Annotated in this window: 15 protein-coding genes; 9 read left to right on the top strand and 6 right to left on the bottom strand. The window is 56.4% G+C overall.

What is annotated here, in order from left to right; genetic code table 11:
- Nucleotides 1-40: 40 nt before the first annotated feature.
- From EO133_RS12470 to EO133_RS12460, 3 genes are all read right to left on the bottom strand, one after another.
- Complete coding sequence (locus EO133_RS12470; protein WP_127072983.1) at nucleotides 41-973, bottom strand: electron transfer flavoprotein subunit alpha/FixB family protein; 933 nt, start codon at nucleotides 971-973, stop codon at nucleotides 41-43.
- The gene (locus EO133_RS12465) at nucleotides 970-1719 is read right to left on the bottom strand and encodes an electron transfer flavoprotein subunit beta/FixA family protein (protein ID WP_127072982.1); all 750 of its coding nucleotides are present in this window, start codon (nucleotides 1717-1719) and stop codon (nucleotides 970-972) included. The genes EO133_RS12470 and EO133_RS12465 overlap by 4 nt, the downstream gene beginning before the upstream one ends.
- A gap of 134 nt (nucleotides 1720-1853) precedes the next feature.
- Nucleotides 1854-2495 (bottom strand): hypothetical protein, encoded by a 642-nt coding sequence (locus tag EO133_RS12460; RefSeq protein ID WP_127072981.1) that lies wholly within the window; start codon nucleotides 2493-2495, stop codon nucleotides 1854-1856.
- Nucleotides 2496-3135: 640 nt separating this feature from the next.
- Between EO133_RS12460 and EO133_RS12455 the strand changes: the two genes are divergently transcribed.
- From EO133_RS12455 to EO133_RS12445, 3 genes are all read left to right on the top strand, one after another.
- Nucleotides 3136-4566, top strand: a complete 1431-nt coding sequence (locus EO133_RS12455) for a porin (RefSeq protein ID WP_127072980.1) — start codon at nucleotides 3136-3138, stop codon at nucleotides 4564-4566.
- Between the two features lie 150 nt (nucleotides 4567-4716).
- Complete coding sequence (locus EO133_RS12450; RefSeq protein WP_127072979.1) at nucleotides 4717-5763, top strand: OmpA family protein; 1047 nt, start codon at nucleotides 4717-4719, stop codon at nucleotides 5761-5763.
- A gap of 140 nt (nucleotides 5764-5903) precedes the next feature.
- On the top strand, nucleotides 5904-6398 hold the full coding sequence (locus EO133_RS12445) for an NADH-quinone oxidoreductase subunit E (protein WP_127072978.1): 495 nt from the start codon (nucleotides 5904-5906) through the stop codon (nucleotides 6396-6398).
- On the opposite strand, the gene EO133_RS12440 is transcribed toward EO133_RS12445, so the two are convergent.
- Nucleotides 6395-7417: an alpha/beta fold hydrolase gene (locus EO133_RS12440; RefSeq protein WP_127072977.1), complete on the bottom strand. Its 1023-nt coding sequence runs from the start codon at nucleotides 7415-7417 to the stop codon at nucleotides 6395-6397. The two genes, EO133_RS12445 and EO133_RS12440, sit on opposite strands and share 4 nt — an antisense overlap.
- Before the next feature lie 108 nt (nucleotides 7418-7525).
- On the opposite strand from EO133_RS12440, the gene dapA reads away from it, so the two are divergent.
- Nucleotides 7526-8413, top strand: coding sequence for a 4-hydroxy-tetrahydrodipicolinate synthase (gene dapA, locus EO133_RS12435; protein WP_127072976.1), 888 nt, complete (start codon nucleotides 7526-7528; stop codon nucleotides 8411-8413).
- Nucleotides 8414-8474: 61 nt separating this feature from the next.
- Entirely contained in the window at nucleotides 8475-8954 is a 480-nt protein-coding gene (gene smpB / locus EO133_RS12430) for an SsrA-binding protein SmpB (protein WP_127072975.1), read from the top strand.
- Between the two features lie 6 nt (nucleotides 8955-8960).
- Here smpB and EO133_RS12425 read toward each other — a convergent pair whose 3' ends face one another.
- Nucleotides 8961-9602, bottom strand: a complete 642-nt coding sequence (locus EO133_RS12425) for a uracil-DNA glycosylase (protein ID WP_244640760.1) — start codon at nucleotides 9600-9602, stop codon at nucleotides 8961-8963.
- A gap of 23 nt (nucleotides 9603-9625) precedes the next feature.
- Nucleotides 9626-10192, bottom strand: coding sequence for a LabA-like NYN domain-containing protein (locus EO133_RS12420; RefSeq protein WP_127072973.1), 567 nt, complete (start codon nucleotides 10190-10192; stop codon nucleotides 9626-9628).
- Nucleotides 10193-10409: 217 nt separating this feature from the next.
- Here EO133_RS12420 and rpoZ point away from each other — a divergent pair, with 217 nt between their 5' ends.
- From rpoZ to acpS, 4 genes are all read left to right on the top strand, one after another.
- On the top strand, nucleotides 10410-10778 hold the full coding sequence (rpoZ, locus tag EO133_RS12415; protein WP_127072972.1) for a DNA-directed RNA polymerase subunit omega: 369 nt from the start codon (nucleotides 10410-10412) through the stop codon (nucleotides 10776-10778).
- A 97-nt stretch (nucleotides 10779-10875) separates the two neighbouring features.
- Nucleotides 10876-13152 carry a RelA/SpoT family protein gene (locus tag EO133_RS12410; protein ID WP_127072971.1) on the top strand — a complete coding sequence of 759 codons (2277 nt, stop codon included), beginning with the start codon at nucleotides 10876-10878 and terminating at the stop codon, nucleotides 13150-13152.
- Complete coding sequence (gene pyrE / locus EO133_RS12405) at nucleotides 13149-13733, top strand: orotate phosphoribosyltransferase (RefSeq protein ID WP_127072970.1); 585 nt, start codon at nucleotides 13149-13151, stop codon at nucleotides 13731-13733. The genes EO133_RS12410 and pyrE overlap by 4 nt, the downstream gene beginning before the upstream one ends.
- Nucleotides 13730-14137: a holo-ACP synthase gene (acpS, locus tag EO133_RS12400; protein WP_127072969.1), complete on the top strand. Its 408-nt coding sequence runs from the start codon at nucleotides 13730-13732 to the stop codon at nucleotides 14135-14137. The genes pyrE and acpS overlap by 4 nt, the downstream gene beginning before the upstream one ends.
- Nucleotides 14138-14156 lie beyond the last annotated feature (19 nt).

Here is a 14156-nt window from a genome sequence, read left to right as displayed (position 1 = left end):
AAATCCGGTGCGCCGCGTGAGGCAAGGGAAGCCCCATTTTCTAAAGCTTTTCGGTCAATTCCGGCACGGCTTCAAAGATGTCGGCCACCAGCCCGTAATCAGCCACTTTGAAAATGGGCGCTTCGGGGTCCTTGTCGATGGCGACGATGACCTTCGAGTTCTTCATGCCCGCCAGATGCTGGATCGCGCCGGAAATCCCGACCGCAACATAAAGATCGGGCGCCACCACCTTTCCGGTCTGGCCAACCTGCCAGTCGTTTGGCGCATAACCCGAATCCACGGCCGCGCGGCTGGCGCCCAGTGCAGCGTTGAGCTTTTCGGCCAGCGGCGTAAGTAGCGAATCGAACTGCTCTTTCGAGCCGAGTGCTCGCCCGCCTGAAACAACCACGCGCGCGGTCGCGAGATCGGGGCCAGTGCCGCCCGCACTTTCGCGGGAAACAAAGCGTGCCTTTGGCGCAGGCGCATCGAAGCTGATGGCCTCGACTGGAGCAGGCGAGCCACCCTCGGGTTGCGAATCGAACGCAGATGCACGAACGGTGACAACGATCTTTTCGGACTTGGCCTCGATCGTCTGCACTGCTCCTCCGGCATAAATCGGGCGCTCGAACGTTGTGGGGTTCACAACCTTGGTTATGTCGGACACCTGCATCACGTCGAGCAGGGCAGCAACACGCGGCATCACATTCTTGCCAAAGCTGGTTGCCGCTGCGGCAATGTAGGTATAGCTCGGCGCCAGATGAACCAATACGGCGCTCAGCGGCTCGGCCATCCCATGCTGATAGGCTGCATCGTCCAGCACCAACACCTTGTTGATGCCGTCCAGCTTTGCCGCAGCCTCGGCAACGGCAGCGCAATTATGCCCTGCAACGAGAATGTCGATACCACCGCCCCATTGCGCCGCGGCGAAAACCGCCTTGGCCGTCGCCGGGTTGAGGTGGGCATTGTCATGTTCAGCGAGAATCAGCGTGCTCATAGGACGCGCGCCTCCGACTTGAGCTTTTCAACAAGGGCATCAACGGAATCCACCATCGCGCCGGGCTTGCGCTCGGGCGGGGGATTGGTCGCGACCACATGCAGTTGCGGCGCCAGAGAAATTCCCAGCGATTCTGCCGCGATCTCTTCCAAAGGCTTTTTCTTGGCCTTCATCACGTTGGGCAGGGACGCATAGCGCGGGATATTGAGCCGCAGGTCGGTGGAAATCACAGCCGGCAGGTCCATTTCCAGCGTTTCCAGCCCGCCATCGATCTCGCGTGTAACCGTCACGCTCTGGCCGGAAACCTCGACCTTGGAGGCAAACATGGCCTGCGGCCAATCCAGCAGTGCCGAGAGCATCTGCGCGGTCTGGTTGCAATCGTCGTCAATCGCCTGCTTGCCCATGATAACGAGGTCCGGCGCTTCGGTGCCCGCAATATGTTTCAGGATCTTGGCGATTGCCAGTGGCTCCAACGCGTCTTCGGTCTTGACCAGAATGGCGCGGTCCGCACCCATCGCCAGCCCGGACCGCAGCGTATCGGCTGCCTGGGCCGGGCCGATGGACACAACGATCACTTCGCTGGCCGTGCCCGCTTCGCGCAGCTTAACCGCTTCTTCGACGGCAATTTCGTCGAACGGATTCATCGACATCTTGAGGTTTGCAAGTTCGACGCCCGATCCGTCGGGTTTCACCCGCACGGCTACATTGGCATCAAGAACCCGCTTGACCGGAACCAGGATTTTCAAACCGACCTCCACACACGTTATTCAGTAGTTTGGAGCGAGCTTTATACATTTATGGTCCCAAAGTGAATGCGCGGGGATAAACAGGTTTTGCGCCCCGCTAAGAAAACGAAGAAAAAATGCACCTCTGCCGAATCTCACTCCTCTATCGGCACTGAAAGCGCAATCCGGCCGGGCAATGTCGGCACTGGATCAAAGTTCACATTGAAGCAGTTTTCATTGAAAATCCGGACCCAGACGGTGGCATTTTCCGCGATATAGTCGCGCCGCACGTCCGGTCCTTCCACAGTCGTTTCCGCCGCCAAAATCTTGGTATGTTTGACCGAATCCATGAACCCGTCATCGGCGAAATACGAGCAATGGTCGATAGAGACCTCGCGCCAAACCGAAAGCGCGATGTCTATAACATCCTGCGCGGTTTCCCGGCTGAACGCGATAAAGGGCTCAAGCCCCTGGTTGCCGCAGTCTATGTCGTTCGCCTCGCTGCGCATGGTTGCCATAAGATCTGGTAATTCCTCGACAAATTCCGAAAGGGTCGAGCGAAGTTGCCCGATCCGCAACTCGGCGCCTGTGGTCTCGAGGGGCGAGAGATAGGTCAACGTGGTATCATAGAGTGCACATCGGGTCGTTACGGAGGTTCCGATGATCATGGCGTCGAGTTCGCTCAGAAGTTGCTCGCGCGCATCATCGGACAACTCTTGCGCGCTGGCGCTTTGTCCCATTCCCGCCAATGCCAGTATGAACGCAGTACCAAGGGCCAGGCAGGCACCAGATTTCATAAATATAGTCCTCAAACCGACTCTGTCTCCGCCCTTGCCAGATGACATATATATCGCATGGCGGCGGCTTTGTGGCGAAATTGGAGCGCTTGACGCCTGTCTCGCAAATGTGATGCGGAGACGCTCTTAGAGCGGAGTGATTGATAAATAAATACCACTGGCGGGTGAGGGAGAGCCAGATGCTTGTCCGGCTCGCTCCCGGAGGAACGGAGTGACGACCCCGGCCAACGTTTTGGCCGCCCCGCCGGAGGGCCAGTGAAATCCATAGGGCGGTTTTAGCCCGTCATGGATTTCACGGTACGGCCCGTGCGACAAGACAAAAGGCCGTACACGCTGCGAGTCACATCGAGGGTTAATGCTGCGTAAACCAAACGAATAGGAATGTATTAACAAGTAGTTTCCAGATGTGTGGTCAAATTGCAACAGCGCCGTCACAACCCTGCCTTAAGGCCCCATTTAGGGCATTTGCCTTGTTGCGCGCTTTCCCGTCATCGCTAGAGTGTGTCTTGCGAATCCATGCATGGGATCGTTTGTCGGTCGCAACGCGACGGCAACACACGACACCAACAATAATGTGGTCGCGTTTCGACAAACCGCCGGATAGCCCGGCAACTTGAATGACTGACTTTGGAGGTCAATTATGAAACTTAAGAGCCTTCTTTTGGGTTCTGCAGCCGCTCTGGCCCTGTCGACGGGTGCTCAGGCAGCTGATCCGATTGCCAGCTTTGTATCGCTCGACGTTTGCGATGCATACGGCATCTCCGGTCTGACCATTGCGTCGGACGACACCTGCTTGAAGATTTCGGGTAGCGTAAGCTACGAATTCCGTTGGGGTGACTACGGTCCTGCTACGACTCGTGGTTATTTCTATCATGACGGTGGCGGCACCTCCTCCATCATCAATGATGATGGTGTAATCGATTGGCGTTCGCGTCTCGAAACCATCCTTCAGTTCGAAGCAACCACCCAGACCGACGAAGGCGCTGCTCGCGCTGTAATCCGTCTGCGTGAGCGTCAGCGTTCGGGCGGCGGTGACAACGCGACCGATCGCGGTCACCACCTCCGTGCCGAGCAGGCTTATGTTTCGTTTGGCGACACCACCGTTCTTTCGGCTGGTATGAAGCCTTCGATCGCTCGCACTGGTCACGGTTCGCCTTACAACTTCCTTGGCCTCGTAAATGCCAACGAAGCTGACTCGGCTGGTGGTGCTGACTGGCGCTTTGGCGATCACGTTCGCACCGGCGGTACTGGCTTCAGCGTTGTAAGCGAATTCGGTGATGGCTTCCGTGCTGGTGTTGGTCTTGAAAACATCAACCGTTGGGCAACTCCGAATCCTGCTGGTGACCCTAACCGGATGGTTAACGACATCATCACCGATCCGCGCGCTGGTACCGTTGTTGGTTTCGTTGAAGCCACTGGTGCTTGGGGCGGCGCTCACTTGACCCTTATGGTTGACGACGCTCTGAACGGCTTTGAAGACAGCGTATTTGCATTCCACACCGGTGCAACTGCCAACCTCGACCAGTTCGCCGTAACTGCAGCTCTCGCTGGCAACTCCAACGAGTTCTTCAGTGGTGTTCTCTCGGGTAAGGGTACTTTCGATCTGTTTACCCTTGCTGTTTCGGGTGAATTCGCATCGGTTGGCGCCGGCAATTCCAGCAACAACACCGGCGAAGACCTGGTTGGTCTTGGCTTCGGTGCATCGGTAGGCTTCCAGGTTACCGACATGATCGCGCTTAACCTTGGCGGTCGTTACTGGGATGCAGACTCGGGCAACAAGGTTGCAGACAACACCGAGATCTGGGACGTTGCTCTGCAGGTTGCTGCGTCAGTGTCTGAAAGCCTCACTGCTACCGGTACGATCGGTTATGAAGCCGCAGGCTCCAACGCAGGCAACATCAACGTTGCAGCTTACGACCTCACCACAGCCGGCATCCCAGATGATGGCGCATTCTACGGTGAAGTTGGTCTTGCTTATGCTCCTGGCGGCGGTTTCGCCACCGGCGGCAAGCTGCGCGTCAACTCCTACGGTGCTTACCGCGTCGACCTCAACGCTTCGAAGTCCTTCTAATCAGGGCTTTCGCGTTAAGCGAAACATGGAAAGGTCCGGCCTCGCGCCGGGCCTTTTCTTTTGCCTCGAGGGGGGCGTTGGCGTTTAACAGCGCCGCCTAACTTGTTAATATCACGCAATGATTCTCCCAGCCGCCAAAAGGTGCCATTGATGCTTCATCGTTCCGCTTCGTCGCTGTTCAAATTGATGAAGCTCGGAGGGGTAGCGCTTTTCAGTTTGGGATTGATCCCTGCTGTCGCCCTGGCAAATGATCGACCTCTCGTGCTGGCGCAGTACCAGGAACTGGTCGTCGAGGAGCCGGCAACAGACGCGGTTGAGAACGACGATACGCCGTCGATTGAAGAAATGGACCTCAGCGACGATGAGGAACCGGGCGGTATCGAAGGGGAAGTGTCTGAGCCGGTGATCGAACAAGCCGGGGACGACGCGGAATTGACCGAACAGTTGGAAGAAACTGTCAACGCCGGAGTTCTTGCCGATCCGAGTTATCGGATGTCGGCTACACTTGACGTATCGGGAAATCTGGCCTTTCGCGGCATGGTGCCGGATAATTCGTCCCGGAACCTGCTGTCCTATCTCGCTGACGATCTCGACAATGTGTCGGTCGCCCAAGGCGCGCCGGAAGGCTTCATGCAAACGCTCTTTGCCGGAATTTCAGCCCTGCGCGAACTCGATAGCGGTCAGGTGGCTTTTGCCAATGGTAATTGGCTGCTGACCGGTTATGCCGACATTGACACAAAGAAAAACGCAGCCGAAGCGATCCTGTCACGACTGAGCGAAGATGGCGTTTGGCGCACCATGATCACCGCGCCAAAGGCGGGGCAAGTTTGCAGCGCGGCGATTGCCGAGTTTATGAGCGCCAATGCATTGCTGTTCGGTTCGGGAAGTGCTCAGTTGACCGAAAGTTCACGCGAACTTTTACCCGCCATTGCCGAGCGGTTGAACATTTGCCCCGAACAGCCTGTTTATGTAGAAGGGCATACAGACTCTGACGGCAGCGACGCCCTCAATCTGCGTTTGTCGATTGCGCGTGCTGAAACCGTGGTTGATGAACTGATTGATCTTGGTGTCGCGGTTACGCGCCTATATGCTGTTGGATATGGTGCCAGCTTGCCGATTGCGTCTAACGCAACTGCGGAAGGCAGGCGGCAAAATCGGCGTATCGTCTTCAATTTCGAAGACATTGCCGCGCAGTAAAGAGGTTTGGGATGTCATTTGAAGCTGTCTTTTATCTGCTTGAAACTTACTGGATATTTCTTGTTCTGGCCTTGCTGATTGGTATCGCGACTGGTTGGTACAGTTACGATGATGCGCCAGTTCAGGAATAGGATTATTCTATGACTTTCACTCCCCATATTCTCGAAAGCGCGCTGTTGCTGCTCGCAACTTTCCTTATCGGTTGCGCGATCGGTTTCGTGCTGCGCAGGTTCCTGGCCAAGCCCAGCAAGCTCGTCTCAACAAAGGCAGAAGCGCCCGTTGGGGCCAAGCCTCAGAAGAAAGTTGCCGCTGCTTCGCCAACAAAGGCTGCGCCGGCAAAAAAGGGTGCCAGGCCCGCTGCCCGGAAACAGACGCCGCCACAGTCCGACAGCGCTGAAAGTCAAGCCATAGATGCCGGAACGGAAGAGGACGACCTCAAGAAGATCAGTGGCATAGGCCCAAAACTTGAGAATGAACTCAAGGCATCCGGTATCCTGACCTATGCGCAGATCGCGGGCTGGAGCGCGCGTACGATCGATGAGATGGATGCCAAGCTCAATGCTCGCGGGCGCATCAAGCGCGACGACTGGGTGCGGCAGGCCAAGGCGCTGAACAAGGCAAAAGCCTCAGCCTAATCATCGGCTTCGCTAGTCGGTGGCTCGCAATCGGCAGCAAAACTTGCGATTGCGTCCAACTCTTGAGCCGTTTCCAGAAGGGCAGGGCTTCCCCGACCTTCGATGACGAGCGTTCTGGCATCCTGTCGTCGTCTCGCCATTTCATCAAAGGTTGATCCGCGCAGTGTATCGCCGAACTGCGACCGCATCAGCAGCATCGGCGCATGGCTCAGGCAATCGAAAAGCGCCCATTGCGGCTCAAGCACATCGTCAAAGCTGAGATGCTCAAGCTGGGAAACCAGTCGGTCGTCATATAGACCATGTGCACGGCCGCGAGAATCAAGGCGAAATAAGCGCTCGATGAGCTTTTCCAGCTTCGTTTCGTTGGCGTCGGGGTAATCGGTCAGAAGGATTTTCCGCAGATCAGCCGATACGAGCCGGGAATCCTTGAGCCCCGTTATATGCCGCAGATTGTTGCGCAGCCGGACCAGACCGCGTGGATCGACCGCCGGTCCGGCGTCGATAAGGATCGTTCCACCAAACAATCGTGGGCGATCTCGCGCCATGACCATCGCAACCTGCCCGCCATGCCCCTGACCACAGATAACTGCGCGCGCAATACCAAGGGCATCGAGCACGGCAAGAGCGTCCTGTGCATCGGATAATGTTGAATAAGGGACTTTGGCAGGCAGTGGTGCGGATCGGCCCCGTCCAGCAAGGTCAATCATAACGAGCGGGGGCACCGGTGCAGTGCCGCGACCAAGGCCAGTGGGAAGCTCGGAAAAGTCGAGCATATTGCGCACATATCCTGGCAGGCAGACAATCGGCATCTGTGATTGGCGGAGGTCGCCGTGAATATGCACAGCAAGCATTCGATCCGCATGGCCAACGCAAATGGAATTCACCGGCATTCCGGCAAATTGCGGCAGATCGGTATTTGAGGTCTTGCGCCAGAACATGACTTCTCTTATCACGCCCATCGGTTCGAGCAATGCCGAATGCCTGCGTTTTAGCTGCTTGTCGTGCCGCAAATCTGGCACTATGGTGCGCTCCACTTTCAGGATAAGGGCATGCGAATCCCTTTTTGAAGAACAAAAATATGAACTTTGCCGCCGGGCACGCCGGAGGCACGAAATGAGGACTACCTGATGTTCAGCGGGTCGATCACGGCGCTACTTACGCCGTTTCGCAATGGTGCAGTTGACGAAGACGCTATGGCCCGCGTCGTCAAATGGCAAATCGAGCAAGGCACGCATGGCTTGGTGCCGGTAGGCACAACCGGCGAGTCGCCGACGGTGAGCCATGAAGAACATCGCCGCATAATCGAGATCACCATCGAGGCGGCGCAAAAGCGCGTGCCCATAATTGCCGGTGCCGGTTCTAATTCGACGCGCGAAGCCATTCATCTGGCCGAGTTTGCCGAGGCAGCGGGGGCCGATGCGGTTCTTACTGTTGTGCCCTACTATAACAAGCCGAACCAGGAGGGATTGTTTGAGCACTTCAGAGCGGTCGCTAAGGCGGTTGCTCTGCCTGTCATCCTTTATTCCGTGCCCGGACGCACTATCGCCGATCTGGCCGTAGATACGATCAAGCGTTTGCGCGACGCTTGCCCTAATATCATCGGTATCAAGGATGCAACGGCTGATATGGGCAAGGCCAGCATGGAGCGCAATCTGCTTGGGCCGGACTTTGTAATGCTGTCTGGGGAAGATATTACGGCGCTTGGATTTAACGCCCATGGCGGCCGTGGCTGCATTTCAGTGACGTCCAATGTTGCACCAGCGCTTTGCTCAGCATTCCAGAGCGCCTGCCAGTCCGGAGATTTTGCTACAGCGCTAACGATTCAGGATCGCCTGGCACCGCTGCATAAAGCGCTCTTTATCGAACCCAGCCCGGCCGGTGTGAAATATGCGGCGTCGCAAATCGGATTGTGTTCCGAAGAACTGCGATTGCCACTTGTTCCGGTAACGGCCGAGACCCGCAAGGTTATCGACATTGCGATTGCCCATGCGGGGCTGGAGCCGATGGCTGCTTGAATTGGTAAGCGACAGCGCCCAAGTCTGCGGTTGAATAAGGCGCAGACCGAACAGGATTGATATGGCTCCCAAGAAGGACAAAGGCATTCTCGAACATGGCATGGTTGCGGATAATCGCCGTGCCCGGTTTGATTATGAGATCCTCGACACCATGGAAGCCGGCATCGTTCTGCGCGGTACTGAAGTGAAATCCTTGCGGAACGGCAAGGCGCAGATCGCCGAATCCTATGTTTCGCCTGAGGATGGCGAACTTTGGCTGATCAACGCAAACATTCCCGAATATGTGCAAGGAAACCGCTTCAATCACGACGAAAAACGTAGCCGGAAGTTGCTGGTTTCGCGCAAGGAAATGGCAAAGCTGACCCGCGGGGTGGAGCGGGCGGGCAATACGATTGTTCCGCTCAAGCTCTACTTCAATGACCGCGGCATCGCCAAGCTGTTGATCGGCTTGGCCAAGGGGCGCAAGAACTACGACAAGCGCGCGGTGCTCAAGGATCGTGACTGGTCTCGCGACAAGCAGCGCCTTCTCAAGCAGGGCTGATCGGGCTCAGTTACCGCCAATCGTTCGCCTGATGCGTGCAAATACGGCTTCAAACATCGCTTCGGTCAGCCGCCCGGTATTGGTGTTGTAGCGGGAGCAATGGTAGCTGTCGAACAGGACACGTCCATCGGGTAATTTATGCTCGGCGCCATGAGCAAAGCGATAGTCCGCCAGCTTCAGGCCCAGTGTGCGCAAGAAAGATTCATGTGCAATCCGGCCAAGCGCAAGATAGGCATGTGCCTTCGTGTTCACCGTGAGCGTTGCCGAAAGGAATTGTCGGCAGGTCTTGATTTCTGCACCGGTCGGCTTGTTTTGCGGCGGTACGCAGCGTACGGCATTGACAATCATTGCATCTCGCAGTTCCAGCCCATCATCAGGATCGGCCAGATACTCGCCCGAGGCAAAACCGAATTTCGACATCGTTGCATAGAGTAGGTCGCCCGCATAATCGCCTGTAAATGGTCTGCCCGTGCGATTGGCCCCGCGTACGCCAGGCGCAAGGCCAACGATTATCAGGCTCGGCTCGTGATCGCCCCAGTGGGGAACAGGAGCATTGAACCAGTCGGGAAACTGTTGCTGGTTCTCGCGCCGATAGGCAACAAGGCGCGGGCATAGCGGGCAGTCGTGCTCGGGATTGGTCTGTAGCAAGGGCAGGGGACTCAGGGTTTCGATCAGTTGTCGGCATCCTGATAAGTCGGAACCGAACGGTCAACAGGGCTGCGCCCCACTGTCTTGGCTAAAGTCGCAATTTCAAGAAAATAATCGGCCTGCCGGCGCAGATCGTCAGAAATCATTGGCGTCGGTGTCTTCAGAGTGGATGCGACAGTTACCTTTTTGCCTTTTCGCTGCAGTGCTGCAACCAGCGCCGTGAAATCGCCGTCACCGGAAAACAGCACCAGATGATCGTAGCATGAAGACAGCTCCAAGGCGTCTATGGTCAGCTCGATGTCCATGTTGCCCTTGACCTTGCGTCGGCCCTGGGCGTCGGTGAACTCTTTGGCCGGCTTCGTTACGACTGTATAGCCGTTGTAGTCGAGCCAATCGATCAGTGGCCGAATGGAAGAGTATTCCTGATCCTCAACCAAGGCTGTGTAATAATAGGCGCGTAGGAGATAGGCGGCCTCCTGGAATTCTCCGAGCAACCGTTTGTAGTCGATATCGATGCCCAGAGCGCGGGATGTGGCGTAGAGATTGGCTCCGTCAATGAACAGAACCATCTTCTCTCGGGAATCAAACATTGAATCAAATGCCTCGAATAAATGAGATGAGTGCAGTATCAATGGTTGAACAACGCCGGAGGGCCCGGATTGGTTCACAACTGCCGATCTGCAAACAATAATGGCGTCAAGGACCGAACGCGAATATCGCGGCGATCGCGCGCGGGAACCCTTGTGTTTGGCATTGGCCTCGTGTAAGAGAGCCGTTCTTTCTCCCCTAAAGCAATGGAGACCGGCTGTGGCACGCGTCACCGTAGAAGATTGCATTGATAAAGTCCCGAACCGGTTCGATCTGGTTCTGCTCGCAGCGCATCGGGCGCGCATGATTTCCTCTGGCGCCTCGATTACTGTTGATCGCGATAATGACAAGAACCCGGTTGTGGCTCTTCGCGAGATTGGCGACGCAACGATTTCACCCGAAGATCTCAAGGAAGATCTCATTCATTCGATGCAGAAATATGTTGAGGTTGACGAGCCTGAACATGAAACTGCTCCGATGATCTCCACGTCCAACGACGAGGACGGCCCGGTCTTCGACACGATCAGCGAAGAAGAGCTTCTGCGGGGCATCGAATCCCTGGCTCCTCCGGAGCGTCGTGACGATTGATTGCAATCGGGCTTTGCCTGTATTGTCTTAAAAAGGCGTCTGGCATTCAGTCCGGCGCCTTTATTGTTTGAACAGGTAGAGCGGAGTACCTCGACGCATGATGCGTCAGTATGAATTGGTCGAGCGCGTGTTGGCCTACAATCCCAAGGCCGATGAAGCATTGCTTAACAAGGCCTATGTGTATGGCATGCAGAAGCACGGGAGTCAGACCAGGGCCTCCGGCGACCCTTACTTTGCGCATCCGCTGGAGGTTGCAGCGATCCTGACCGAGCTCAAGCTCGACGATGCGACGATTGCCGTGGCGCTGCTTCACGATACGCTCGAAGATACAGATGCTACGCGCGCCGAGATCGATGAGATGTTCGGCACCGAGATCGGCCAGATCGTCGATGGTCTTACAAAGATCGAACGGCTCAATCTGATGAGCCGTGAGGAAGCGCAGGCGGAAAATCTACGCAAGCTGCTTCTTGCGATTTCGCAGGATGTGCGCGTTCTGCTGGTGAAGCTGGCAGATCGGCTGCACAATATGCGTACGCTCGAATTCATGCCCATGCATAAGCGTGGCCGGATCGCCCAGGAAACCATGGATATCTATGCTCCGCTGGCGGGACGCATGGGTATGCAGGACATGCGATCCGAGCTTGAAGACCTTTCCTTCAAGTCGCTTCATCCTGAGCATTATGCTGCGATCACTGGGCGATTGGCTGCCATGGAGCAGTCCCACCGTGAAATCATCACCGAGATTCGCACCGAGCTTGAAAACTACTTGTCTGAGAAGGGCATAAAGGCCGAGGTATCCTCTCGGCTGAAATCGGCCTGGTCGATCTTTTCAAAGATCGAGCGCAAAGCCATCGCTCTCGAGCAACTGTCCGACATGATCGGCTTTCGCGTCATCGTCGATACGATTGACGAGTGCTACCACACACTCGGGGTCGTTCACACCAAATGGAAAGTCGTACCGGGCCGGTTCAAAGACTATATCTCGGTCCCCAAGCACAACGATTATCGTTCGATCCACACTACAATCGTAGGTCCAAGCCGCGAGCGCGTGGAACTGCAAATCCGCACGCATGAAATGCACGCGATAGCCGAATACGGTATTGCCGCGCATGCCTTGTACAAAGAGGCGATTTCAGGCGATATGGGGCGCCTTGAAGCTGAAAGTCAGGCCTATAACTGGCTTCGGACGACGATTGCCCACCTGACGCAAGGTGATAATCCGGAAGAATTTGTCGAGCATACAAAGCTTGAACTCTTTCAGGACCAGGTATTTTGCTTCACGCCTCGGGGGCGCTTGATTGCCCTGCCACGTGGCGCCACACCTATCGATTTCGCCTATGCGGTGCATACCGACGTTGGAGATTCCTGCGTCGGCTGCAAGATCAACGGCGCGGTGATGCCGTTGATCACCCAACTTCATTCGGGTGACGAGGTCGAGATCATGCGCGATCCCGACCATGTTCCTCCGCCGAACTGGGAGAACATCGCGGTTACTGGGAAGGCGCGTTCTGCGATCCGCAGAGCAGTTCGTATTGGCGCCCAGCAACGTGCCCATTCGCTCGGTGAACAGGTTCTGATGGCGGTGCTGGAGCGCGAAAATCTCACGCTCACGGACGAGGACGTCGCGGCCCTGGCTGCAAGACTTGATCAACCGGGCCGCAAGGAAATGCTTGTTGAGGTCGGAGAGGGGACGATTACCGCTGAAGACCTCTCGCGCGAAGCAGCGGCGCTTAAGGGCAAGAGGCGGCGCAAAAGCAAGCTCAGCTTGCCGGTCGGTGACAACGCGGAAGGTTGGTTCTCGCTGCGGCAAGGGGAACTGTTCAAGTTCCGGATGCCGGGCGGGCAGCACAGTTCGGTTAAGCGCTTTGCCGCGCTGGTAGGGTTCGATTTCAATATGCCCGTGAGCGTGTCGCGCGAGGGGGTGGTGCCGGGAGATCGACTCGTTGGCATTCTGCATCAAAGTGGCACGATGACGGTCTATCCAATCGATTCCGATGCGCTGGCCCACTACCACGATCAGGATGTGGGCTGGATCGATGTCCGATGGGATCTTGCAGGCAATACCGACAGGCTTCATAAAGTTGCGATCTCAATGCATTCCGCGAACCGCCCTGGAGCGCTGGCGCAGATTTCGTCTGCGATTGCGGCCTGTGATGCAAATATCTCCAACCTTGTAATGCGCGCGCTTGCCAATGATTTCCATGAGCTCATTTTTGAGCTTGAGGTGCGAGACCTCGCGCAATTGACCGACGTGCTGGCAACGCTCAAGCGTACGCCGGGCCTCACCAAGGTTCAAAGGGCTACGGTCTTGCAGGCAAGTGCGATTACCGGCATGGAAGGGGTATTTGAAACCAAGCTGGATACTGAACAATGACACAAGATGAAGTTCTCGATATTTTCCGCTCATGCGATGCGTTGCTCGAGGGCCACTTCATCCTGTCATCAGGCTTGCGGTCCGCGGTCTTCTTGCAGAAGGCTCGCGTTTTTATGCACCCTGACAAGGCCGAAAAGCTGTGCAAGGCGCTCGCCGAGAAAATCCGTGCTGAAGGGTTCTCGGATATTTCCCAGGTCGTTTCGCCTGCAATGGGCGGCGTTATCCCCGGCTATGAGACTGCGCGGCATCTGGGGGTGCCTGCAATCTACACCGAGCGGGTCAGCGGCGAGTTTGAATTGCGTCGCAGTTTTACCGTCGAGCCAGGCGAAAAAGTTATCGTTGTTGAAGACATCGTTTCGACCGGGCTCTCCATTCGCGAGTGCATCGATTGCATCAAGGCGCTGGGCGCTGACGTCGTGGCGGCGGCTTGCATCGTTGATCGGTCCGCGGGCGAAGCGGATATTGGCGTACCGCTGGTCGCCTTGACGCAATATAAGGTGCCTGCCTACGCTCCAGACGATTTGCCACCAGAGCTGGCGGCCATACCCGCAGTCAAGCCTGGGAGCAGGGGACTGCAATGATTATTGGGCTGGGCAACGATATTTGTGAAATTGCGCATGTGGAGCGCACGCTTGCCCGTTTCGGAGAGCGGTTCACACATCGATGCTTTACCGAAATCGAGCGCGCCAAATCCGACAGGCGCCGCTTGCGCGCAGCATCCTATGCAAAGCGTTTTGCTGCAAAGGAAGCCTGCGCGAAGGCTTTGGGAACCGGCCTTTCAAATGGCGTATTTTGGCGCGACATGGGCGTGGTGAACCTGCCCAGTGGTAAACCGACGATGAAACTGACCGGCGGTGCGGCAAAACGGCTGGAAACGCTTGTGCCTGAAGGCTATGAGGCGCATATCCATGTCACCATCACCGACGATAACGGTCTGGCGCAAGCCTTCGTGATTATCGAGGCCCTGTCGGTTGACCGGGCCTGACCGCTCGCATAACACAAAT

Origin of the sequence: Pelagibacterium lentulum, from assembly GCF_003992625.1 — a bacterium.
GTDB classification, from domain to species: Bacteria; Pseudomonadota; Alphaproteobacteria; order Rhizobiales; family Devosiaceae; genus Pelagibacterium; species Pelagibacterium lentulum.
This window is presented reverse-complemented; position numbering and strand designations above follow the sequence as displayed.

Excerpts from the sequence above, each read along its gene's own strand:
- EO133_RS12470 (WP_127072983.1), bottom strand. The coding sequence starts at position 973 with ATGAGCACGCTGATTCTCGCTGAACATGACAATGCCCACCTCAACCCG.
- EO133_RS12460 (WP_127072981.1), bottom strand. The coding sequence starts at position 2,495 with ATGAAATCTGGTGCCTGCCTGGCCCTTGGTACTGCGTTCATACTGGCA.
- EO133_RS12455 (WP_127072980.1), top strand. The coding sequence starts at position 3,136 with ATGAAACTTAAGAGCCTTCTTTTGGGTTCTGCAGCCGCTCTGGCCCTG.
- EO133_RS12450 (WP_127072979.1), top strand. The coding sequence starts at position 4,717 with ATGCTTCATCGTTCCGCTTCGTCGCTGTTCAAATTGATGAAGCTCGGA.
- EO133_RS12445 (WP_127072978.1), top strand. The coding sequence starts at position 5,904 with ATGACTTTCACTCCCCATATTCTCGAAAGCGCGCTGTTGCTGCTCGCA.
- dapA (WP_127072976.1), top strand. The coding sequence starts at position 7,526 with ATGTTCAGCGGGTCGATCACGGCGCTACTTACGCCGTTTCGCAATGGT.
- smpB (WP_127072975.1), top strand. The coding sequence starts at position 8,475 with ATGGCTCCCAAGAAGGACAAAGGCATTCTCGAACATGGCATGGTTGCG.
- EO133_RS12420 (WP_127072973.1), bottom strand. The coding sequence starts at position 10,192 with ATGTTTGATTCCCGAGAGAAGATGGTTCTGTTCATTGACGGAGCCAAT.
- EO133_RS12410 (WP_127072971.1), top strand. The coding sequence starts at position 10,876 with ATGATGCGTCAGTATGAATTGGTCGAGCGCGTGTTGGCCTACAATCCC.
- pyrE (WP_127072970.1), top strand. The coding sequence starts at position 13,149 with ATGACACAAGATGAAGTTCTCGATATTTTCCGCTCATGCGATGCGTTG.
- acpS (WP_127072969.1), top strand. The coding sequence starts at position 13,730 with ATGATTATTGGGCTGGGCAACGATATTTGTGAAATTGCGCATGTGGAG.